Raw genomic sequence first — 20,130 nt, 5'->3', positions numbered from 1 at the left:
CAGCAGGGAAAGTAATAAAACTTACATAATTTCTGCGTCTGCTTTTGCATAATTTTACGATGCTTTCAAATCACATTACTTTGACAGGTCATCGGTTACTCTGTGGAACAACATAATGTTCTACAAATATGACACCCCGTTCAAACCTGCATGGTTGTGTATTAGAGTACCTGATAACGGAAGTAATAATTATAACTCACCCAGGGGTCAGCCTAACAGTTAGAGCTAACAATGCTCAACTTAGAGATGCCAGCAAGTTAACAGAATTAAATTCATTACTCTTAAATGAATTAAGACTAGCGGCTAATGCGCTGCTGCTACTGTGGTTGAATCCTCAATTTCAGTTGTCCAAGCAACCATCAATCACGATAGATCGACTACCAGATCAGAATCAGAATGATGTTACTGATATTTGTTTAACTTCAAAAGCATGGACAGTTAATCTGTCACTCAAACATAACCATACCGCACTCAGGCACCAACGTCCTGGGACAACTCCAGTTCACTGCGGTTTCGCTAAAAATGACCTACAGATGCAGCAGTTTAAACAACAATACCGAGCAATCACACAGGAGTTCATGCAACATATTGGACAGGCAAAGCTTTTTGCAGAACTACCGCCAGCTTTGATTGAACAGCATTTGTATACTCCAGTCTGTAATTTGGTTAGCCAATTTATCAATAGCCATACTGACACTTACGCCACCAAGTTATTTCAATACCTTGTTGGTAATGTGAATTACTACAAAATTATTGTTGATACCCACGCCCGAACCCTGAATATTCAGCAGTTTGCAGAAATCCAAATGCCTACTAACGTGATAGCAACGGTTAACAAACAGTATGTTTTTTTGAGTTTTGACAACGGATGGGAAATTTCTATGCGCTTACATACCGCATCAAGCCAACTGAAAAACTCTCCTAGTTTGAAATTTGATACTAAGGCACTAAAAAATCCCCTTACTGCTACTATAATTCCTTATGTTTAAAAGTCCATTACGTTATCCCGGCGGAAAGCAAAAGGCAATTCCTCAAATTGCTCACTATCTACCTCCTACATTTAAGGAATTCCGTGAACCTTTTGTTGGCGGTGGTTCTGTATTTTTTCATGTTTTACAGAAGTACCCCAGTATGCCTTGCTGGGTCAATGATCTAAACCTTGAACTCTACTACTTCTGGCATCAAGTTAAAACCAATCAAAGAGAGTTAGTTGAGGAGGTCTGGAAAGTAAAACGCTCTTACACAGATGGACGTGCCTTGTTTAAATCTCTCGCAGCCGCAGATACTAGTACCATGAGTCCACTAGAGCGGGGTGTGCGGTTTTTTGTTCTTAACCGGATCAGCTTTTCAGGAACTATTGAGAGTGGCGGTTATAGTAGTGCTTCCTTCAAAGGTCGGTTTACAGACTCTTCGATTGAGCGATTAGCAGCTTTGGATGGTTGCTTTGTTAATACCCGTGTGAGTAACTTCGACTACAGCACCCTACTTGCTGAACCGGGAGAAGATGTATTTATCTTTCTAGATCCACCTTATCTCAGCAAGACTCAATCTAAGCTTTATGGTAAGAGAGGTGATTTGCATACCTGTTTTGACCATTCTCGCTTTGCCAAACTAATGTCGGAGTGTTCACACAAATGGTTGATCACTTACGATAACTGTGAACAAGTGCGGCGTAACTTTGCCTTTGCCTACATTTATGAATGGGAGTTGCAATACGGGATGAACAACTACAAACAGCAGAAGGCAGACAAAGGCAAGGAACTGTTCATTACCAACTATCCTGTTGAATCATACATTTTGCCTACAATTATGGAAGTTGTGTAAAAAGTTTAGAACTAGTGGTGATTTAAGTTAGTGGGGGTTTTGGCTCGACAATTTCTTAATAAACGCATTAATTGCTTTACCCCCTGCCGACTGCCGCCCCATCTCAGGAAAGCTGAGGGTGCGATCGCGAATTGTCTCATATTACTGGAGTTTAGACTAAACCATGAAAAACGACTCAGCAGGGCTGAGTTAATAAGAGACTTGCCAAAAGTATGAACAAACTTTGATATTAAGTGAATGCATATTTTATGGGCAAACCGTCCTGAAAAACTAGTAATTCTCCTGGTTGGATTTGTGTCCATACTTCGTTGTCAGTCAGAGGTGTGGTAGCAATGACAGCAACGCGATCGCGTTCTGTAGTCACTTCCCGAAAATCTACAGTCATGTCGTGGTCAATTAAATGGGCAGCCGCAAAGGGCGCTTGGCGGACAATATAGCTGAGTTTGGTTGAGCAATAAGCAAAAAAGTTGACTCCATCTGATAATAAGTAATTAAATATACCCAGTTTTGCAATTACAGCAGTAATTTCTTGCAGCACAGAGTACAGTTCCTTGATGTCAGGCTTACCCTGGGGAAAATGCGATCGCAGTGTTTCTAGCATCATACAGAATGCCTTTTCACTATCGGTATCACCTACGGCTTGATAAAAGCCCAAATTTTCTGGATCAAAATCTGGCAAATTACCATTGTGGGCAAATACCCAATATTGACCCCACAATTCTCTACGGAAAGGATGGCAATTGTGTAGGGCAATTTCACCCTGAGTAGCTTTACGGATATGGGCTATGACATGGGTTGAGTGGATGGGATAACTCCGCACAAACTCCGCTACCGGAGAAGCAACAGAAGGTTGGGCATCTAAAAACATTCGACATCCCTTTCCTTCAAAGAAAGCAATGCCCCAACCATCGCGATGGTCATCCGTTTTTCCTCCCCGTGCAGAAAACCCTTCAAAAGAAAAGCAAATATCCGTTGGAACATTGCAATTCATTCCGAGCAATTGGCACATTAGCTCTCAATTTTTGACTAAGGTCTCAGGATCAAGATACTTCAGAATGCTGCATTGATTCTGGAGCGATCGCTTCAATCTTAGAATTTTTCAGTTAAGTTTGTCTAGCAAATGGAGTCGCCTGGGGACTTTCAAGAAAAAAAATACCCATTGCTTTGGTGAGCAGGGGAAGCAGGGGGCGCAGGGGAGGCAGGGGAGGAAGAATCTAATGATCGTCTTCGCTCCCAAAATTGAATAATTTAATTTCTGGAAGTCGTCTAACAAGCAAATGGAGTCGCTTAACAAGCAAATGGAGTCGCTCAACAAGCAAATGGAGTCGCTCAACAAGCAAATGGAGTCGCTCAACAAGCAAATAGAGTCGCCCAACAAGCAAATGGAGTCGCTTAACAAGCAAATGGTGTCGCTTAACAAGCAAATGGTGTCGCCTAACAAGCAAATGGTGTCGCCTGACAAGCAAATGGTGTCGCCTAACAAGCAAATGCCTTAACTAATTACGAATTACTCAAGGCATTTGCTGTAAATATTGCTCATAGCCTAATTCTTCTAGTTTTGCTTGCTTTGCAATTACTGATTCACATAAAGTTTTGCGATATTGCTGCACTTTTTCTAACAATTCTGGTTGATGAGTTGCGAGGATTTGTACTGCTAAAAGACCGGCATTTTTGGCATTACCGATTGCCACTGTTGCCACAGGAATACCCCCAGGCATTTGTAAAATAGAATACAAAGAATCAACACCTTGTAAGTTACGAGTGGGTACAGGAACACCAATGACAGGAAGCGGAGTTAAAGATGCTACCATTCCCGGCAGATGGGCAGCACCACCCGCGCCAGCAATAATTACTTTAATACCGCGTTGGTGTGCAAGTTGAGCATATTGCACCATGCGTTCTGGGGTACGATGAGCAGAAACGATCGCCACTTCGCTCTCAACGCCAAATTCTTCACAAACTGCGATCGCGTCTTTCATGGTGGGCAAATCAGAATCGCTGCCCATGATAATACCAACTAAAGGAGCCATATAATTTTGGATTTTGGACTTGTCGTAAGTGTTCAGACGTTCGGCTAGCGCTCAGTCGAGCCGTAGAATGATTTTGGATTAATTGCCGATTGTTCCATCTAAAATCGGGTCAGGTTTAATTATTCCCTAGCCAGTGTGATGATCCAAGCAACACAAAATCCTGTAGATATTATCAATGCTAGAGTGCCTGGTTACAAAGATTTGCAGATGCTCTTAGTTAATCAAGAGGGCATAATTGAGCAAATCTTGCCAATGGGTACGGTAAGAATACACGGATGTGTATCCCTACTAAATGTAAAAGGTGACTTGATTTCTCTAGGCGGCGTTGATTTACAAATTAACGGTGCGTTGGGTTTGGCATTTCCTGATTTGACAGCTGAAAATGCTTATATACTCCCAAAAATCTCACAATTTTTGTGGGATGCCGGGGTAGATGGATTTTTACCGACACTTGTGACAACTTCAGTAGAAAAGATTCAGCGATCGCTTGCTGTTATTGCTGAGGTTATTTCCAGTCAACAAGTAGGTGCTAAGATTCTCGGAGTGCATCTAGAAGGGCCATTTTTAAATTACGAAAAGCGCGGCGCGCATCCAGCAGAGTACTTGTTACCCTTAACAGTTGACGAGGTAAAGCGAGTTTTGGGTGACTATGCTGCGATCGTCAAAGTCATCACCTTAGCGCCGGAGTTAGATCCCACTGGCGAAGTAATTCCATATTTGCGTTCTTTGGGCATTACCGTTAGTTTAGGGCATTCTCAGGCAACTGTTGCCCAAGCGCAACTTGCTTTTAAACTTGGTGCAACGATGGTAACTCATGCTTTCAACGCCATGCCACCATTACATCACCGCGAACCAGGATTATTAGGGGCAGCAATTACCCATCCTGATGTGATGTGTGGTTTTATTGCTGATGGTGAACACGTTTCGCCCACGATGCTGCAAATTTTACTTCGTGCCTGTTATCAAGAAAAAGGTCTTTTTCTAGTCAGCGATGCCCTTTCACCACTGGGGCTACCCGATGGCGTGTATCCTTGGGACAGCCGACAAATTGAAGTTAAAGACGGTACGGCACGACTCGCTGACGGTACTTTATCGGGGACGACTTTACCCCTATTAGTGGGAGTGCAGAATTTGGTAAAGTGGGGGATTTGTGACGTAGAGACTGCCATTTTATTAGCTACCAATGCACCTAGACAAGCGATAGGTTTACCGGGAATTGCTAAAAATCAACCCGCTAATTTATTACGCTGGCATTGGGACGAAGCGACACAACAACTAACTTGGCAGCGATTATTGAGCTAAATTTCACCTCAAGTTAAAATCTATATTTTTGAGCTTGATTGCTGCATCAAAACCAATGATAAATTTAAAATTTGCTTAGTTCTTTACTAGGATTTTCGCTAATTTCATCGTTGCTGGCATTATTTTTCACCAAAATCATCAAGCAGAAACAAATTTTAAAGATAAATATAGAATAATACAGTTTAGTTAACTATAAAAATCTTAACTTGCGTAAGTTGAGTAAAGGAACGAAACCCAACAATTAAGGCTTGATGTTGGGTAACACTAAAGTTCAACCCAACCTACTAACATTTGTAAACTTAAAACCTTTGTGCTTAAATCTTTGTAATTGTGACAGAAGGTTAATTTGGTATGGTAGTAAATCGTAGATTCTAAAAATCCAGCATGAGTAAGCTAGGGACAGCCTTCAGTGAAGGGATAATTGCCTTTATCGCCACTAACATAGATGACATCTTTATCTTGTTAATATTTTTTTCACAGATAGATGTTAATTTTCGGCGGCGGCATATCTTACTCGGTCAATATCTGGGTTTTGCAGTCATTATCATCGCTAGCTTACCAGGATTTTTTGGTGGCTTGGTTGTACCGCGAGAATGGATAGGATTGCTAGGACTACTACCAATAGCAATTGGAATTCAACAATTAGTATCTAGAAAAGAAGAAACTACAACAGTTCAGACAGTAAGTAGTGATTTTGGGCAGTTCACACCGACTAACTCGGTATTGTCTTTTATTTTGAGTGTTTTGCACCCCCAAACTTATAAAGTGGCAGCAGTAACGATCGCTAATGGTGGTGACAATATTGGTATATATATTCCTTTATTCGCTGGTCAGGATCTTACCAGCTTGGGAGTAATTCTAAGTATATTTTTTATCATGGTAGGGGTTTGGTGTGCGATCGCATATTTTTTAAGCCGTCAACCTACCATTGCTGATATTTTAAGTCGCTACGGTCAAGCTGCCGTACCTTTTGTGTTAATTGGCTTGGGGTTGTTTATTATGTATGAACGAGGTACATTCACTCTACTACCTTGGGTAAGAAGTTAATCGATGTTGGATGTTGAATCTGGATTTGAGATTGAACGATGAAAATCCCAATCTGCAATTCAAAATTAAATCGTTACTGTTCGCTCTTGGGAGAAAAACTTTTTGTTTACCAATTCTTAACCAAAACGTGACTTGAGCATCAATATAATCAACAATGATTTTTTCAATCATTGGAAGCTATGTCATGCAACACTCCCTTATCTCTGCAATTGGGTGCAATCCTATCCGTTTTCGCCCAAATATTCAACCTAGTTTTTGTCTGATTTCCATGATCGCCCCATTTTTATGCTTTAACTCAGCACAAGCTCAGATAATAGGGCAAGATATCACTTCAATCACTACCGACACTGCTTCATTTCCGAATATATCTATTACCAACATTGCAGGTGACAGCGAATTTGCAGGCAATACCTTTACTCTCAATTTCGGGGGGCAAATTCAATCAATTACAGGATTGACAACCACAGGAGGAAGCACAACATTTAGATCCATCCCTGCTTTTGTGCAGATTCGTCGTAACCCCTCCACAGATGACAGAAAGCTAGCTTACTACCAGGGCAGTTTTGATTCTTCCTCTAATACTTTTAACTTTCTTAGTTTGGGCCCACTTCCAGAGAAAACGTTATTTAGTATCAACAATATATTAGCAGGCCCAGATAACGTTTTTACTAACACAGGTGCAAATTTAGGCGGCACACCTTACAACGGTAACGCTAGCATCGAGCGGCTTGACTTTGTGCTTGTTAAACCTGTGAAGGCAAGTAATAAAATTCGCTTTACAGTCTTTGAGCGTGGATTACCTACTGGACACGATGGTTTCGGTATTGCGGCGATTACAAGTGTGGATAAACACGGAAATCCCACTTCTTATGGCCCCATTTACGTGATAGCAGCTTCCACCTGGGGTAAAACACCGTTACAAGACCCCATTCCCCAATATTATTTCCTGAATAATGCTGCTAAAAATAATTCTGGAATTCCCATAAACCCTGCCACTAACTATTCCACCCAACCAAGTTTTAGGAGGTATTCTGATTCGCACCGATGAACTCGTGTCACAGGGAAAAAAGGTTTATGGTTACTCTCTATTTGCCCCTGATGTTACTTGCACTCCAAAAACATTGCTGAATGTCACTAACTCTTGTTTTCCTACAAACACTGGAACGAACGGAGGGATAGATTTAGCCGCACCTAATCTGGGTGCTGTCTTTTTGGAGAGTGAGTAAGCAGCGAAAAACTTTTACAACCAAACTCTGTTACTTAGTTATTTCAAACCTGATGAACTAATTTCCAACTTACCCATCATCAAGATGGCGTAAATAATAAACCTTAGTGGCCGTTGGGGAGCGACTTGGCAGATTTTAGCACCTAGTAACACCCCAGGTACAGAACCTAACCATATAGGCAATACTAAACTCCAATCAACTGTTCCCAGGCTGAGATGACCAAGGGCTGTAAACAGTAGTAAAATTGCCTGCGTGTGAAATGTCTGTACCCACTAACTTCCGGGCAGCAAGGCGGAAAAACCCAATCAGCATTAGGGCAAATATTGAACCTGAAGAGACGCTAGTTAAACCAACGAAGCAGCCTAAAACTGCTCCTAAAGTGATTGTTAGCAAACGGCCAAAGTTAGTTTGTAAGTCTAACTTTGGCAATTCAGGTAAATTAAATTTTGGGAAAAAAGTCAATAACAACAATTGCACTAGTGCTAACACTGTCACTAGCAAAATCATCCCACCAAGCAAACGGAGCAAGATGTTATCTAGGTTATACTCACCTGTACGTTTAATGAAGTGCAAAATCCCCACGCCGAACAGTGAGCCGGGAACACTCCCAAATGCTAACCATTTAACAACTTCTGTATCAAAGTGTTTTCTGTTCCCAATGTTTGACGCTACCAACAATTTTCATTAATGTGGCAGCCACAACATCAGAACTCACAGCAATAGAAGGCGGAACCTGAAAAATAAAAATCAACATTGGTGTAATCAGAGAAGCTCCGCCAATTCCGGTTAAACCAACGATGATGCCAACAAAAAAGCTTAAGAACGGTAGTAATAAATAATGCATACTCCCAAGGGTTTCAAGTACAATCAGATTGAACTGAAAGTCAGCTAAAGCTTCACTACTAAATAGCAGCAACTCAGCCGAACCATAGCCCAGTAATAAACAGAGCTAGTCATGGCAAGTTATTGTGTTTCACAAGGAATGAGTTACACAAAAGTTATCCAGTTAAAATTAGGGCAAAGAATTCCTGGAGAACTCAAAACCTATCTAGAAGTTTTTGGAAGCATCACGACTGGTATTTAGCTAAAACAGGCTTTTATAGCTGTTTATAGGTCAGTTGCTTTGTTCAACTCAACTTATAACTGATTTTTTGCGGTTTTATATATAAAACCCGGTAATGCGATGCACTTACCGTATTTTAATAGTAAACATGATTAAACGTCCAGCGTATTAGTGCTGTATCTCGCTCGAATGTCTGGATGATACACTTGGGGGCTGGGGATTAGGGATTAGGGAAGTTTTTCTGATGCCCCATACTCGATTCATTACTCAATGCTAAAAACACTTGACTTTTAAGCAATTATCGTGAATTAATTAAATCAGACTAATCGGTCGGTAAATTTTATTAAATACACCAATCCCTACTTTAAAAATCGCTGTAATGTCCAAAGGCGAAGAAACAAAAAGCAGAATTCTTTACCAAGCAGCCGAACTGTTTAACCAACAGGGTTATGCAGGTTCGTCTATGTCAGATATTATGCGTGTCACTGGATTGCAGAAAGGAGGAATTTACAATCACTTCCAAAGTAAAGATGATCTTGCACTACAGGCTTTTGATTTTGCGATCGCTCACATTAAGCAGCATACTAGATTAGCATTGCGAAGCAAACGCCACGCAGTAGAACGCTTGCAAGCAATCATTGGGGTATTTAGTAGCTTTGCAGAAAATCCACCTTTCAAGGGGGGTTGTCCACTGCTAAATACTGCTGTAGAGAGTGATGATGCTCATCCGGCGTTGCGAGAACGCGCTCAACAGGCAATGAACTCTTGGCTGCATCTGATTCGCCGGATTATTGAAACAGGAATTGAAAAGGGGGAAATTCGTTCTGAAGTGAGTGCTGATGAAATCGCTACCATCATAATTGCAACGCTGGAAGGAGCGATTATGATGAGCAAGCTTTATGGAGATTCAGTTCACATGCATAGGGTAATTAATTATCTGAATCAATATTTAGAAACTAACCTTTAAGTGTATGGTACAAATCAAAGTATATGCTTTAGCAGACAAATTAAATCCTATTAAAATGGAGCTATCTAATATAATCCATACCTCACTTATAGAAGTTTTACAGCTTACTCCTGAAAAAAGATTTCATCGTTTTTTCCCACTGGATAAATCAGATTTTTACTATCCATCTGATAGAACAGATAATTATCTGATTATCGAGATTAGTATGTTTGATGGGCGCTCAATCGAAACGATAAAAGAGTTGATTCGCCTCTTAATTAAGAATATTAATAGAAAGTTTAATATTCCTGCGGATGATATTGAAATCACAATTTTTGAAACCCCTAAATCCAACTGGGGTATTAGAGGTTTACCTGGCGACGAGTTAATCTTAAACTACAAAGTAGAAGTTTGAAGTTTTGTGGATAATGGATTATTAGGCAATTAATAATTATCCATACTTGCTTGAAAAAAGTAAAATTTTTTATAATTTTACAGACCGATTGGTTTTAAAATTACAAAGAGGAATAATGTTAATAAACAACAACTCACACAGAGCCTTAGAAGTAGTATTGACAATTCCTGTAAGAACATACGACATTGATTTTATGGGAATTGTGAGTAATATTGTCTATATCAGATGGCTAGAGGATTTACGTTTAAAGTTTTTAGATGAACATTGGCAACTCAATCAACAAATTGAGCAAGGATATACACCAATTCTCGCTGGAACAGAAATTGAATATAAACGCCCAATAAAGATTATCGATCAAGTAATTGGACGTCTATGGCTGAGTAATTTAGGACGCTTGAAGTGGACTATACAAGCGGAAATTTTATCTAATAATGAGTTAGCAGCAGTAGCTACCCAGAAGGGGGGTTTTGTCAGTTTGCAAAATAATCGCCTTATCCCCATTCCAGAGGAATTACAGAAGAAATATTTACAGCATCAACAAGGAATCCAGGAAAACTAGCAAGTCCGCGTAATCCTGTGGAGAATCAAGCTACGTGCAGCTTCTTGGAAAGAGCATCTTGATTCGGAATTCTGTCTTCTGGCTCTTTCTCATTTAGCATCAGCCAATATGCTTTTGATGTCTGCTAGCTGAACCACTCCTGAAAAAGTTGGACTATTAATTACAAAGAAAGGTGTGCCAGCAACAGCTAATTTTTCAGCTAGTTGAATATCTTTTGTAATTGCGGGAGTAGCAAGAGTAAGATCGCCTTTAAATTTACCCAAATCCAAATTCAGCTTTTTAGCAATATCTGAATATAACGCTTCACCTAGTTGTTTTTGATTAGTAAATAGGGCATCATGATATTGCCAAAATTTTCCCTGTTGATGTGCAGCCCAAGCCGCTTTTGCAGATGGCAATGCTTCAACATGAATTGAACTCAGGGGTAAATTCTTATAAACCAATCTTAGTTTATCCAGGATAATTCGCTAACAGTTCTTTCAAGGTTTTATGCGCCTCAGCACAATAGGGACATTGAAAATCTGAAAATTCTATTAGGACAGTTTTCGATGAGTTGAACCTGTAGTAGGAGACTCACCAATGACTATTTGAGGATTCGTTTTTAAATCCTGTAAAAATGCTTGCCGTGCTTGCTTTACTTGCTGTTGTTGTTGCTGTTGATAGGCTTGAACAGATTCAATAATTGCCTCTGGGTGTTCTCGGATAATTTGTAATACTTGCTGTTCTAACTGCGGATCAATAGTGCTGGTAGCTTGTGCCGGAAATGACCAGGTGATAACCAAAAATAGCAGACCTATTGCTACCCAAGATACGCAGATGTTGAAGTAATGGATTAAACCAATCAGAGAATCTAACCATACAAAAAACTCACAAATATTTATTTCTTCAAGGGGATTCTATAGATTACTTGTTAAAAAGAATCCAGCAATCATCCAGCAAGTAAAATAAAACCAATCCACACGTTTTGCCGGAACATTTGACCATATACAGGGTTAGGTAAATCTTGCTTTCTTAATCCTAGAGACTGCCAAATCCAGCCGATAGTAGCAACTGCAAGACTAATCCAGAAGGCTAAGTGCAGATGTATGACTACGCCTAACCAAGCTAATAACAAAATTGTGCCAGCAAAGAAAATTCCTATAGCTACAGGGGCATAATCACCAAAAATAGAGCGCTAGAGTTAACACCAATGCGGCGATCGTCTTCCTTGTCACTCATGGCGTAAACTGTATCAAATCCTAACGTCCACAATACAGTTGCGCCCCAAAGTAACCAAGTGGGTTGGGAGATGTTTTGTGTAACTGCACTCCAGCTAATTAATACCCCAAAGCCCCAAGCGATGGAAAGCACCAGTTGCGGTACAGGAAAAACTCGCTTTGCACCTGGATACAACAGAATTACAGGCACTGCTGCTACGCATAACCAGAAACTCAGGGGGTTAAGATAAAAAGCAAGAACAGCTGCACATAGTAGCGAAACGATCGCAACTACAATACCAACTTTCACAGATAAGGCGCGAGAAGCGAGGGGGCGATCGCGTGTTCTCTCCACTTGTGGATCAATATCTCGATCCCACAAATCATTCACAACACATCCAACGGCACTCGTGGCTAGAGTACCTAATATAATCACACCAACCAGAGGTAAAGGTGGTTTCCCAGAAGCTGCTAAAAACACAGCCCAAAGGGCAGGAATCATTAAAATTAACCGTCCTTCTGGTTTATGCCAGCGCAAAAGCCGGATAATTACAAACAAAACTGGTTCTTGGGGATGTTTTGGCGTTGTTAACATAGGATTGGGCATGGGGCATTGGGCATGGGGCATTGGGAATTAGTTATTTTTCCGCTTTTTTGCTCCTATGCCCTATTCTTTAGTTCACACATCTTTACATCTATAGAATAACGTTATTTGTTATTTGTAAAAAACATAACCCAAAATGGCAACTTTAAAATACCTTTAAATAGTCACTAGGTTAGAAGCAGTAGAGTGAATATACTTAGCTCAGTTGCCCTCGGCTAAACTGAGTTTTAAATATTGAGTATTTTAATTAATTTGATACTCAATACGGGCTAAACGTCCCGCTACCGCTAACAGCGCTCAATCTGAGCAAGTGTGTTGCAATAAATAGCAGTGCCAGCTACCCCGACATACCACCGTTTGCCATCATTTCTTATAAAGAGAGAAAACTAGATGCTGAATTCAGTAGCTTCGGCTAGCTGGGAGAGTGTTCCAACTCAACCACCTAAGCAACATCGGATTATTGCTGCCATTGACTTGGGAACCAATTCTCTACACATGGTAGTAGTGAAGATTGATCCCACACTACCAGCTTTCAGCATTATTGCTAGGGAAAAAGAAACTGTCAGACTTGGCGATCGCAATCTGACTACAGGGGAACTCAAACCAGAGATCATTAAAAAAGCGATCGCAGCTTTAGGACGCTTCCAAGAAGTTGCCAAAACTATCAATGCTGAAACAATCATTGCCGTCGCAACTAGTGCTGTGCGGGAAGCCCCCAATGGTAAAGATTTTTTGCACAAAATAGAAACGGAGTTGGGTTTAAGCGTTGACTTGATTTCTGGTCAAGAAGAAGCGCGACGAATCTATCTTGGCGTGCTATCAGGCATGGAGTTTAATAACCAGCCCCATACTATTATTGATATTGGCGGTGGTTCCACAGAATTGGTTTTGGGTGATAGTCACCAAGCACGTGTTCTCACCAGTACCAAAGTTGGTGCAGTGAGACTGACTAGTGAGTTAATCACTACTGATCCCATCAGCAATACTGAGTTTGAAAAGTTGCAAGCTTATGCAGGCGGGATGTTAGAACGTTCTGTAGAAGAATTGTTAGCAAACCTAGAGGTTGGCGAGTCTCCGCGTTTAGTGGGTACATCTGGCACAATTGAAACCCTGGCAATGATTCATGCACGAGAAAAATCGGGTATGATTCCTTCCACTCTCAATGGCTACCAGCTTAATCTGAAAGACTTAGGAGAGTTGGTAAATCGCTTGCGGAAATTGAGTAATTCAGAAAGGGCTGCCATACCTGGGATGCCAGAGAAGCGCCCTGAAGTTATACTTGCCGGCGCAGTAATATTACAGGAAGCAATGACGCTTTTGGGTAGTGAATCGGTAACAGTTTGTGAGCGTTCTCTGCGGGAAGGCGTAATCGTAGACTGGATGCTAACCCACGGTTTAATTGAAGATAAGCTACGCTACCAAAGTTCAGTTCGGGAGCGGAATGTTCTCAAACTCGCTAATAAATACCATGTCAATTTAGAATATAGCGATCGCATCGCCAAATTTGCTGAGAGTTTATTTGATCAAACTCAAGGTACATTACACCACTGGGGGTCTGACGAGCGGCAGCTACTGTGGGCCGCTGCAATACTACACAATTGCGGTCATTATGTCAGCCACTCATCTCACCACAAACACTCATACTATTTAATTCGCAATGGAGAATTACTCGGTTATACAGAAACCGAGATTGAAATCATTGCTAATTTAGCGCGTTATCATCGCAAATCGCCGCCTAAGAAAAAACATGAAAATTCCCAAATGTTGCTGACTAAGCACCAGCGACAAATGATCAGTCAATTGAGTGCAATTTTAAGATTGGCAGTGGCATTAGATAGACGACAAATTGGTGCGATCGCTCATGTGCAATGTGAGTATTATCCCCAATTTCGGCAGGTAAACCTGCTTATTTTTCCATCTCAGACTAATGATGATTGTGCTTTAGAACTTTGGAGTTTGGATTATAAAAAAGGAGTATTTGAGGAAGAATTTGGAGTAAAATTAGTAGCGACTTTAGAGAAGTCTAGCGCTGCTAAATTATCTTAGAAGGTAGGGTGTGTGAACGTAGGGGACTTCCAGTAAAAAACATCCCATCTTAGGGGGTACAAGCTCTTGCGCCCCCTAAAGAGTTAGACTCAATATAAAAAATTGAGGTAAAAACTACATGAGTTTGTTTAGTCGCTGTTAAATAAAGTATATTTACTTAATAACAAAATTCCCTATTACAAAACAAGGTTTTTTATCTTATATACTTTGTAAATTAGATTAAACCTTTGATCTAATTTTGGCATCCTACTTAAGTACCAATTTATAAGCTGCCTCAAGAAGCATTTAAAAAGAAAAACTAGTAATTAGAATAGAGTTATCAATCTATTTAATATAGGTTATGTTGCTATTGGATATCTAAGCCGGGAAAACTTAGATATCCTTATATAATATTATTTCAATAAAATAGGCTCAGTGTCGCTTTGCTCCAATTAGAAATTAAAAACTATTAATTAAAAATTGCAAGACGCTCTCTACAAGATGCGTTGCGTAGATTGCCTCTCCGTTCGCGCAGCCTCTCTTAGAGAAGGCTCTACGCTACACTATCCACTTTTCCGGTCAGAATATCCGAGTAGTCAGGGCGAAGAGTCACGGAAAGAATTTAATATCACCGCCTTTAAAATCGCTTGCTCTAAACCTCCCTTATACATCCAGTCGCACAGAATCAATTCTGGATTCGGCTTCTGAGTTCTGAATTACTCTTCAGTAACTTTAGCTACATCTAAGTATTAATTCTTTGTCTCCAAGAGACTATGCGGTGGTGCAAAGCACCTGCCAGAGGTGATGACTACGACGGGCTATGCGATCGCAAAACTACATAATTCGGTAAAATTGGGTAAAGCAATTTTTGCGCTTGTTAAACAAAGGCATCAGCAAACCCATGCAACTGAAACTCAGTGCATCTCAACTTCCCTTCGCCCCTCTTTTATTAATTGCCCCCTTTTTCTTATGGGGGACGGCAATGGTAGCCATGAAAGGAGTAATACCTCACACCACACCGCTATTCATGGCGGGGGTGCGTCTGATACCAGCAGGGATGTTAATTCTGATTGCAGCAGCATTCATGGATAAACCCCAACCGAAGGGTTGGGCTGCGTGGCTGTGGATTGCTTTATTTGGCCTAGTAGATGGGACACTATTTCAAGGCTTTTTGGCAGAGGGATTAGTCAGAACCAGTGCGGGGTTAGGGTCTGTGATGATTGACTCGCAACCCTTAGCTGTTGCCTTGTTGTCGTTGTGGCTATTTCAAGAACACATTGGTTTTTGGGGATGGCTGGGGCTAGGCTTGGGAGTCACAGGCATTAGTTTAATTGGCTTACCTGATGAGTGGATTTTACATTTTCTCGACTCAGGCGCAAATATGACAATTGGCAACTGGCAAGATTTGTTTGCTAGCGGCGAGTGGTTGATGCTCTTAGCAGCGCTATCAATGGCAGTGGGAACGGTGTTGATTCGATTTGTGTGTAGGTATGCTGACCCCGTAACTGCTACGGGATGGCACATGATTTTAGGTGGATTGCCACTATGGGGAATTTCATCAGTTGTTGAATCCCAGCAGTGGGAGAATCTGGGAGGCTCTGATTTAATAGCTTTGGGCTATGCTACCGTATTTGGTAGTGCGATCGCTTATGGGTTATTCTTCTACTTTGCTTCTAGTGGCAGTCTCACGAGTCTTAGTTCTCTCACCTTCCTCACACCTGTATTTGCCCTAATATTCGGCAATCTTTTCCTCTCAGAAGTCCTGAGTCCGTTGCAGTGGGTAGGTGTTTTTCTAACTTTAATTAGCATCTATCTCATTAACCAACGTGATACTTTAGCAGGACAAAACGACACAATGACAGTCGGCGAAATAGCTAATATACAGCAACCAGTTTTAGAAGCTTCTGCTAAAAAATTAAACCCCATAACCTTAGCAGTTAGAGAATCTGAACCAGAAATTTTACCCTAACTAGAGGAAGATGAGGGGGACAAAGGGACAACGAGAATAACCATGCTTAATGCCCAACGCTAATAAAAAATCACCAAACACCTCTCGCCGTGGAAGCCCCTGTTTTCAAACATGGGGGCAAGGCGTAGGCGATTTTAAGACGCTCGCGGACTCGCCTTGCGCGTCGCTAACGCTGTCCAAAAATACTTGTGTTGCATGAGATAATAAGAGTATGTTGAAATGGGCGCTTACACTGTGTAAACCCGCAGAAACGGCTTCGCCAGTAGACATAGAGGCTGTCGCGTAGCCTTGATAGGGTAGAAACACACTGCTTGCTAAGTGGCAAACCAATGTGTTTTTGGGGCGTGGGGATGAGTCCATCCTCTGTTTAATCGTAACCGCGCCTAGAGGTTCAGGGGATAGTGTTTCGGAACCTGTGCGCGTTCTAAGCCGCTATTTCTCAGGGCTACTAAAAGCCTCCGGATTCGTCCGTGGGGAATGCGTTACAGTTAACATTTGGTCATATAGAAGTTATGAGTCGTGATGCGTAAAACCCCCGTCATTCATGCGGGGGATATAAGCGAAGGAAGCAAATTTATTTGGTGGTGTTTATGTAAATCATGGTAACATAATATAGTGGTTAATTGGTCGATTCCATGATTGTTTACGAGTTCAAAGTTAAGGGAAAAGATAAGCAGTATAGGGCTATTGATGAAGCTATCCGAACAAGTCAATTCATTCAAAATAAGTGCTTGCGCTATTGGATGGATAATAAAAATGTTGGCAGATACGACCTCAATAAATATTGCGCTGTACTAGCGGACGTTTTTCCCTTTGCGGATGAACTCAACTCAATGGCTAGGCAGTCTGCGGCGGAACGTGCATGGTCTGCGATAGCGCGATTCTACGATAATTGCAAGAAGAAAGTTAAAGGTAAAAAGGGGTTCCCTAAGTTTAAAAAGCATTGCCGCTCAGTTGAATATAAAACTACTGGGTTTAAACTTTCCACCAATCGTAAAGCGATTACTTTCTCTGACAAGAAAGGTATTGGAACTTTGAAACTGAAGGGAACCTACGACCTTAATTTCTACGACATCAAACAAATTAAGCGCGTTCGGTTAGTACGTCGTGCTGATGGGTATTACGCTCAGTTTGCCATTGATGTCGAGATTAAAGTTGAAACTCAACCTACCCTACAGGTAGTCGGTATTGACTTAGGGCTAAAGTATTTCATTGCCGATAGCAAAGGCAATGTTGAACCATCTCCCCAGTTCTACCGTTCGTCCCAGAAGCAGTTAAACCGAGCGAATCGCAAGAAGTCCAAGAAGTTCAGTCCCGCGAAGAAGAAAGCCAAAATTAGACAATCATCCAACTACCATAAAGCTAGAAACAGATATCAAAGGAAGCATCTAAGAGTAAGTAGGCAGCGAAAAGAGTATTGCAAGCGTGTTGCATACTCCGTCATCCAATCTAATGATTTGGTAGCCTATGAAGACTTAAGTGTGAAGAACATGGTAAAAAATCGACATCTAGCTAAATCAATATCTGATGCTGGCTGGTCAACTTTCCGTCAATGGTTAGAATATTTTGGACATAAATATGGGAAAGTGACGGTTGCCGTACCTCCTCATAACACAAGTCAGAATTGTTCTAATTGTGGTGAAAAGGTGAAGAAGTCTCTGTCTACAAGAACCCATGTCTGCCCTCATTGTGGCTATGTGGAAGATAGGGATGTGAATGCCAGCATCAATATTTTGAAATTAGGACTAACTACGGTGGGGCACACCGGAAGCTACGCTTGGGGAGATTTGCCCTCTTGGGCAGTTGGTGCAAGCCTGCTGTCTAACGGCGAGTCACGGAACCAAGAATCCCCGTCACTTTAGTGCGGGGAGTGTCAATGTGGTATCGAATACTTTAAAAGCACGTTTAGGCTGAAACTTTTAATATGAGGCTATGCCGCTCCTCAATTTTAATATTTACCTGTTTTTCTTGCCTGGGTTTTGTCCCAAATCGCGCAAGCACAGCGACACCTAACCTAGCACCGAAAATTTTAGAACTTGCACAAGCTAGTTCGACAGTTACTGCTAGTCCAGCTACTTTGAGATATGGTAGCCGAAACTCAGATGTGAAGAGGCTACAAATCCAATTAAAGCAGTTGGGATATTACAGTGGCGCGGTAAATGGAGAGTACAATGCTACTACAGAAATCGCTGTATCTAAATTCCAGAAAGCAAAAGGTTTAAAAGTAGATGGTATTACCGGTCAGGAGACTAGGGGGAGATTGCAAACAGCTTTGGCTGCTAAAAGTCAGATAGTCACCGCTCCAAAAGTTCCATTTCCTGTCTTTACTTCCATACCAACTGCAAAACCCCAGCCAGCCGAGAGAAGTTTTGTTTGGTGGTTAATATTTGGCATTGGAGTTTTAGGAAGCATCGGCGCGCTTTCTTACGCGCTGAGGTCGTTTCGTCAGGTCAAACGAGTTGAAAAGTCCGAAATGTTAGAGAATAAAATTTTGAGTGAAGCTAACACAGAGCCAATTAAACTACCCTTATCAGAGATAACAACTAATCCACAAACAGATGCACCATCGCTGTCTACACAGTTATTGCTACCAGAAAAAACTTCCCGTCTTGTTAAACTCAATATTGTTGATGAATTAATTCAAGACTTACGTAGTTCTGACCCAACGAAGCGGCGCAAGGCTATTTGGGATTTGGGCCAGCAGGGAGATTCGCGGGCAATTCAGCATCTGGTTGACCTGATGATTGATGCTGACTCTCAAGAAAGTAGTTTAATTTTGGCGGCTTTGGCAGAAATTGGCACCCGCACACTCAAACCGATGAACCGTGCTTTAGCAATTTCAATCCAAGATGAAAGTCCAGAGGTGCGGCAAAATGCTATCCGTGACCTGACGCGTGTTTATGACATGATGGGTCAAATGAGCCAGATGTTGCGTCATGCGCTAGAAGACCCAGATGCCGAAGTGCAAGCAACAGCACGATATGCTTTAACTCAGATGAATCGAATGCGTGGTTTGCCCGAACAAGATAATTTAGCGGAAGATTCGCACAACGATTCAGAGCAATAGATTATAAGTAGTTATTCGATTTTAGATTTTTCCTTCAATTCAAAATTGGCAGAGTCACGAGTAAAATAGGCTTTATATCTAACTTTTAAACCTAGTTTGCGTACTGTAACGCCATTCTAAAAATATTTTAGCTGGATTTGGATATTGGTATCTGGGCCAGCGACCAAGAATGCTGCTTCGCTAAATTTGGGCGCTCTTGCGAGAATTTCTGGGTTGCTGGAAAATCCAAAGCCTTCGCTTGGTACACCAAAAAGATTGCTATTGAGAGTGCTGTCATTATTTTGATCGTGGAAGACAGCAACGGCATAACTGCCTGCTTTCAAGTTCTTAAAGGTAATGGGTAAGGGGGTATCAGTAATTTTGGTACACTGCTTTTGTAAGCCGCGATTGCGATCGCTAGGAAATCCTTCACTGCTAGCAAATATGCTCGCACAGACTTGTCCTTGTTTATTCTTCAAGCCATCAATTTCTACGGTGAGTTTGCCGTTAAAATTCGCCTTGGCACTCAATGACCATGCCAGATTTCCCATAGCTACCAATAGCAGCATACCAACTCTCCATCCTTTAACCATAAATTTTTCACAAGGTAAAATAAGTATTAACTTTGATTCAGATCAGGCAGACTCATGGTGGCATTATTCAGTTAATACTCGCAAGGACATTGATATGTTTAATTTTATACCTTTCTAAGTAAGTCGGCGTTAACGAAGAGACAAGGGGTTAATAATTCAAAATTAAAGACATTTCAGAAGGGGACTTTTACCCCGACTGTAGCAAGCTCCCGCAGGGTAACTGATGCTATATGTAAAGATTTGAAAAAGTAGGGGGTTTTATACCTCCTACTTTTCCCCGCTTCG

The 20,130-nt window shown here is 41.3% G+C and carries 18 protein-coding genes and 3 pseudogenes; 15 read left to right on the top strand and 6 right to left on the bottom strand.

Annotated elements, in window-relative coordinates:
* Positions 1–128: 128 nt before the first annotated feature.
* Both ANSO36C_RS24665 and ANSO36C_RS24660 read left to right on the top strand, forming a co-directional pair.
* A complete protein-coding gene (locus ANSO36C_RS24665) occupies positions 129–989 on the top strand; it encodes a HaeIII family restriction endonuclease (protein ID WP_251956663.1) in 861 nt (286 codons plus the stop codon).
* Entirely contained in the window at positions 982–1,824 is an 843-nt protein-coding gene (locus tag ANSO36C_RS24660) for a DNA adenine methylase (RefSeq protein ID WP_251956662.1), read from the top strand. Before ANSO36C_RS24665 ends, ANSO36C_RS24660 begins: the two co-directional genes overlap by 8 nt.
* Positions 1,825–2,053: 229 nt before the next feature.
* On the opposite strand, the gene ANSO36C_RS24655 is transcribed toward ANSO36C_RS24660, so the two are convergent.
* Positions 2,054–2,833, bottom strand: a complete 780-nt coding sequence (locus ANSO36C_RS24655; RefSeq protein WP_251956661.1) for a class II glutamine amidotransferase — start codon at positions 2,831–2,833, stop codon at positions 2,054–2,056.
* Between the two features lie 268 nt (positions 2,834–3,101).
* Between ANSO36C_RS24655 and ANSO36C_RS24650 the strand changes: the two genes are divergently transcribed.
* Positions 3,102–3,320, top strand: a complete 219-nt coding sequence (locus tag ANSO36C_RS24650; protein ID WP_251956660.1) for a hypothetical protein — start codon at positions 3,102–3,104, stop codon at positions 3,318–3,320.
* A gap of 15 nt (positions 3,321–3,335) precedes the next feature.
* Here ANSO36C_RS24650 and purE read toward each other — a convergent pair whose 3' ends face one another.
* Complete coding sequence (gene purE / locus ANSO36C_RS24645) at positions 3,336–3,854, bottom strand: 5-(carboxyamino)imidazole ribonucleotide mutase (RefSeq protein WP_251956659.1); 519 nt, start codon at positions 3,852–3,854, stop codon at positions 3,336–3,338.
* 138 nt (positions 3,855–3,992) lie between these two features.
* On the opposite strand from purE, the gene nagA reads away from it, so the two are divergent.
* The 4 genes from nagA to ANSO36C_RS24625 all read left to right on the top strand — a co-directional run bounded on the left by nagA (position 3,993) and on the right by ANSO36C_RS24625 (position 7,429).
* A complete protein-coding gene (gene nagA, locus ANSO36C_RS24640) occupies positions 3,993–5,156 on the top strand; it encodes an N-acetylglucosamine-6-phosphate deacetylase (RefSeq protein ID WP_251956658.1) in 1,164 nt (387 codons plus the stop codon).
* Between the two features lie 384 nt (positions 5,157–5,540).
* Positions 5,541–6,203 carry a cadmium resistance transporter gene (locus ANSO36C_RS24635; RefSeq protein WP_251956657.1) on the top strand — a complete coding sequence of 221 codons (663 nt, stop codon included), beginning with the start codon at positions 5,541–5,543 and terminating at the stop codon, positions 6,201–6,203.
* Positions 6,204–6,387: 184 nt separating this feature from the next.
* Positions 6,388–7,251, top strand: a complete 864-nt coding sequence (locus ANSO36C_RS24630) for a hypothetical protein (protein ID WP_251956656.1) — start codon at positions 6,388–6,390, stop codon at positions 7,249–7,251.
* A gap of 4 nt (positions 7,252–7,255) precedes the next feature.
* Complete coding sequence (locus ANSO36C_RS24625; protein ID WP_251956655.1) at positions 7,256–7,429, top strand: hypothetical protein; 174 nt, start codon at positions 7,256–7,258, stop codon at positions 7,427–7,429.
* Positions 7,430–7,472: 43 nt separating this feature from the next.
* Here ANSO36C_RS24625 and ANSO36C_RS24620 read toward each other — a convergent pair.
* Positions 7,473–8,273: pseudogene (locus tag ANSO36C_RS24620) on the bottom strand (sulfite exporter TauE/SafE family protein).
* Positions 8,274–8,384: 111 nt separating this feature from the next.
* Here ANSO36C_RS24620 and ANSO36C_RS33965 point away from each other — a divergent pair.
* The 4 genes from ANSO36C_RS33965 (at position 8,385) to ANSO36C_RS24605 (ending at position 10,412) form a co-directional block, all read left to right on the top strand.
* Complete coding sequence (locus ANSO36C_RS33965; protein WP_267145333.1) at positions 8,385–8,513, top strand: hypothetical protein; 129 nt, start codon at positions 8,385–8,387, stop codon at positions 8,511–8,513.
* A gap of 358 nt (positions 8,514–8,871) precedes the next feature.
* A complete protein-coding gene (locus tag ANSO36C_RS24615; RefSeq protein WP_251956654.1) occupies positions 8,872–9,459 on the top strand; it encodes a TetR/AcrR family transcriptional regulator in 588 nt (195 codons plus the stop codon).
* A gap of 4 nt (positions 9,460–9,463) precedes the next feature.
* A complete protein-coding gene (locus tag ANSO36C_RS24610; RefSeq protein WP_251956653.1) occupies positions 9,464–9,853 on the top strand; it encodes a tautomerase family protein in 390 nt (129 codons plus the stop codon).
* Positions 9,854–9,968: 115 nt separating this feature from the next.
* Complete coding sequence (locus tag ANSO36C_RS24605; RefSeq protein WP_251956652.1) at positions 9,969–10,412, top strand: acyl-CoA thioesterase; 444 nt, start codon at positions 9,969–9,971, stop codon at positions 10,410–10,412.
* Positions 10,413–10,501: 89 nt separating this feature from the next.
* Here ANSO36C_RS24605 and ANSO36C_RS24600 read toward each other — a convergent pair.
* Both ANSO36C_RS24600 and ANSO36C_RS24595 read right to left on the bottom strand, forming a co-directional pair.
* Positions 10,502–11,270: pseudogene (locus ANSO36C_RS24600) on the bottom strand (DsbA family protein).
* A 70-nt stretch (positions 11,271–11,340) separates the two neighbouring features.
* Positions 11,341–12,203: pseudogene (locus tag ANSO36C_RS24595) on the bottom strand (4-hydroxybenzoate solanesyltransferase).
* Positions 12,204–12,602: 399 nt separating this feature from the next.
* Here ANSO36C_RS24595 and ANSO36C_RS24590 point away from each other — a divergent pair.
* The 4 genes from ANSO36C_RS24590 to ANSO36C_RS24575 all read left to right on the top strand — a co-directional run bounded on the left by ANSO36C_RS24590 (position 12,603) and on the right by ANSO36C_RS24575 (position 19,273).
* Positions 12,603–14,258 (top strand): Ppx/GppA phosphatase family protein, encoded by a 1,656-nt coding sequence (locus tag ANSO36C_RS24590; RefSeq protein WP_251956651.1) that lies wholly within the window; start codon positions 12,603–12,605, stop codon positions 14,256–14,258.
* Positions 14,259–15,138: 880 nt separating this feature from the next.
* A complete protein-coding gene (locus tag ANSO36C_RS24585) occupies positions 15,139–16,206 on the top strand; it encodes a DMT family transporter (RefSeq protein ID WP_251956650.1) in 1,068 nt (355 codons plus the stop codon).
* 635 nt (positions 16,207–16,841) lie between these two features.
* Positions 16,842–18,068 (top strand): RNA-guided endonuclease InsQ/TnpB family protein, encoded by a 1,227-nt coding sequence (locus ANSO36C_RS24580; protein ID WP_251956649.1) that lies wholly within the window; start codon positions 16,842–16,844, stop codon positions 18,066–18,068.
* Positions 18,069–18,130: 62 nt separating this feature from the next.
* Positions 18,131–19,273, top strand: a complete 1,143-nt coding sequence (locus tag ANSO36C_RS24575) for a peptidoglycan-binding protein (RefSeq protein WP_251956648.1) — start codon at positions 18,131–18,133, stop codon at positions 19,271–19,273.
* A 116-nt stretch (positions 19,274–19,389) separates the two neighbouring features.
* Here the strand turns inward: ANSO36C_RS24575 and ANSO36C_RS24570 are convergent, their stop codons facing one another.
* Positions 19,390–19,845 (bottom strand): DUF2141 domain-containing protein, encoded by a 456-nt coding sequence (locus ANSO36C_RS24570; RefSeq protein ID WP_251956647.1) that lies wholly within the window; start codon positions 19,843–19,845, stop codon positions 19,390–19,392.
* Positions 19,846–20,130 lie beyond the last annotated feature (285 nt).

The organism is Nostoc cf. commune SO-36, assembly GCF_023734775.1.
In the GTDB taxonomy this organism is placed as follows: domain Bacteria; phylum Cyanobacteriota; class Cyanobacteriia; order Cyanobacteriales; family Nostocaceae; genus Nostoc; species Nostoc commune_A.
Note: the sequence above shows the minus strand (reverse complement) of the source record. Positions and strands in the feature narration are given on the sequence as shown.

What these genes read in the sequence shown, in the direction of transcription:
- ANSO36C_RS24665 (WP_251956663.1), top strand. Translation starts at nt 129, where the DNA reads ATGACACCCCGTTCAAACCTGCATGGTTGTGTATTAGAGTACCTGATA.
- ANSO36C_RS24660 (WP_251956662.1), top strand. Translation starts at nt 982, where the DNA reads ATGTTTAAAAGTCCATTACGTTATCCCGGCGGAAAGCAAAAGGCAATT.
- ANSO36C_RS24655 (WP_251956661.1), bottom strand. Translation starts at nt 2,833, where the DNA reads ATGTGCCAATTGCTCGGAATGAATTGCAATGTTCCAACGGATATTTGC.
- ANSO36C_RS24650 (WP_251956660.1), top strand. Translation starts at nt 3,102, where the DNA reads ATGGAGTCGCTTAACAAGCAAATGGAGTCGCTCAACAAGCAAATGGAG.
- purE (WP_251956659.1), bottom strand. Translation starts at nt 3,854, where the DNA reads ATGGCTCCTTTAGTTGGTATTATCATGGGCAGCGATTCTGATTTGCCC.
- nagA (WP_251956658.1), top strand. Translation starts at nt 3,993, where the DNA reads ATGATCCAAGCAACACAAAATCCTGTAGATATTATCAATGCTAGAGTG.
- ANSO36C_RS24635 (WP_251956657.1), top strand. Translation starts at nt 5,541, where the DNA reads ATGAGTAAGCTAGGGACAGCCTTCAGTGAAGGGATAATTGCCTTTATC.
- ANSO36C_RS24630 (WP_251956656.1), top strand. Translation starts at nt 6,388, where the DNA reads ATGCAACACTCCCTTATCTCTGCAATTGGGTGCAATCCTATCCGTTTT.
- ANSO36C_RS33965 (WP_267145333.1), top strand. Translation starts at nt 8,385, where the DNA reads ATGGCAAGTTATTGTGTTTCACAAGGAATGAGTTACACAAAAGTTATC.
- ANSO36C_RS24615 (WP_251956654.1), top strand. Translation starts at nt 8,872, where the DNA reads ATGTCCAAAGGCGAAGAAACAAAAAGCAGAATTCTTTACCAAGCAGCC.
- ANSO36C_RS24610 (WP_251956653.1), top strand. Translation starts at nt 9,464, where the DNA reads ATGGTACAAATCAAAGTATATGCTTTAGCAGACAAATTAAATCCTATT.
- ANSO36C_RS24605 (WP_251956652.1), top strand. Translation starts at nt 9,969, where the DNA reads ATGTTAATAAACAACAACTCACACAGAGCCTTAGAAGTAGTATTGACA.
- ANSO36C_RS24590 (WP_251956651.1), top strand. Translation starts at nt 12,603, where the DNA reads ATGCTGAATTCAGTAGCTTCGGCTAGCTGGGAGAGTGTTCCAACTCAA.
- ANSO36C_RS24585 (WP_251956650.1), top strand. Translation starts at nt 15,139, where the DNA reads ATGCAACTGAAACTCAGTGCATCTCAACTTCCCTTCGCCCCTCTTTTA.
- ANSO36C_RS24580 (WP_251956649.1), top strand. Translation starts at nt 16,842, where the DNA reads ATGATTGTTTACGAGTTCAAAGTTAAGGGAAAAGATAAGCAGTATAGG.
- ANSO36C_RS24575 (WP_251956648.1), top strand. Translation starts at nt 18,131, where the DNA reads ATGAGGCTATGCCGCTCCTCAATTTTAATATTTACCTGTTTTTCTTGC.
- ANSO36C_RS24570 (WP_251956647.1), bottom strand. Translation starts at nt 19,845, where the DNA reads ATGGTTAAAGGATGGAGAGTTGGTATGCTGCTATTGGTAGCTATGGGA.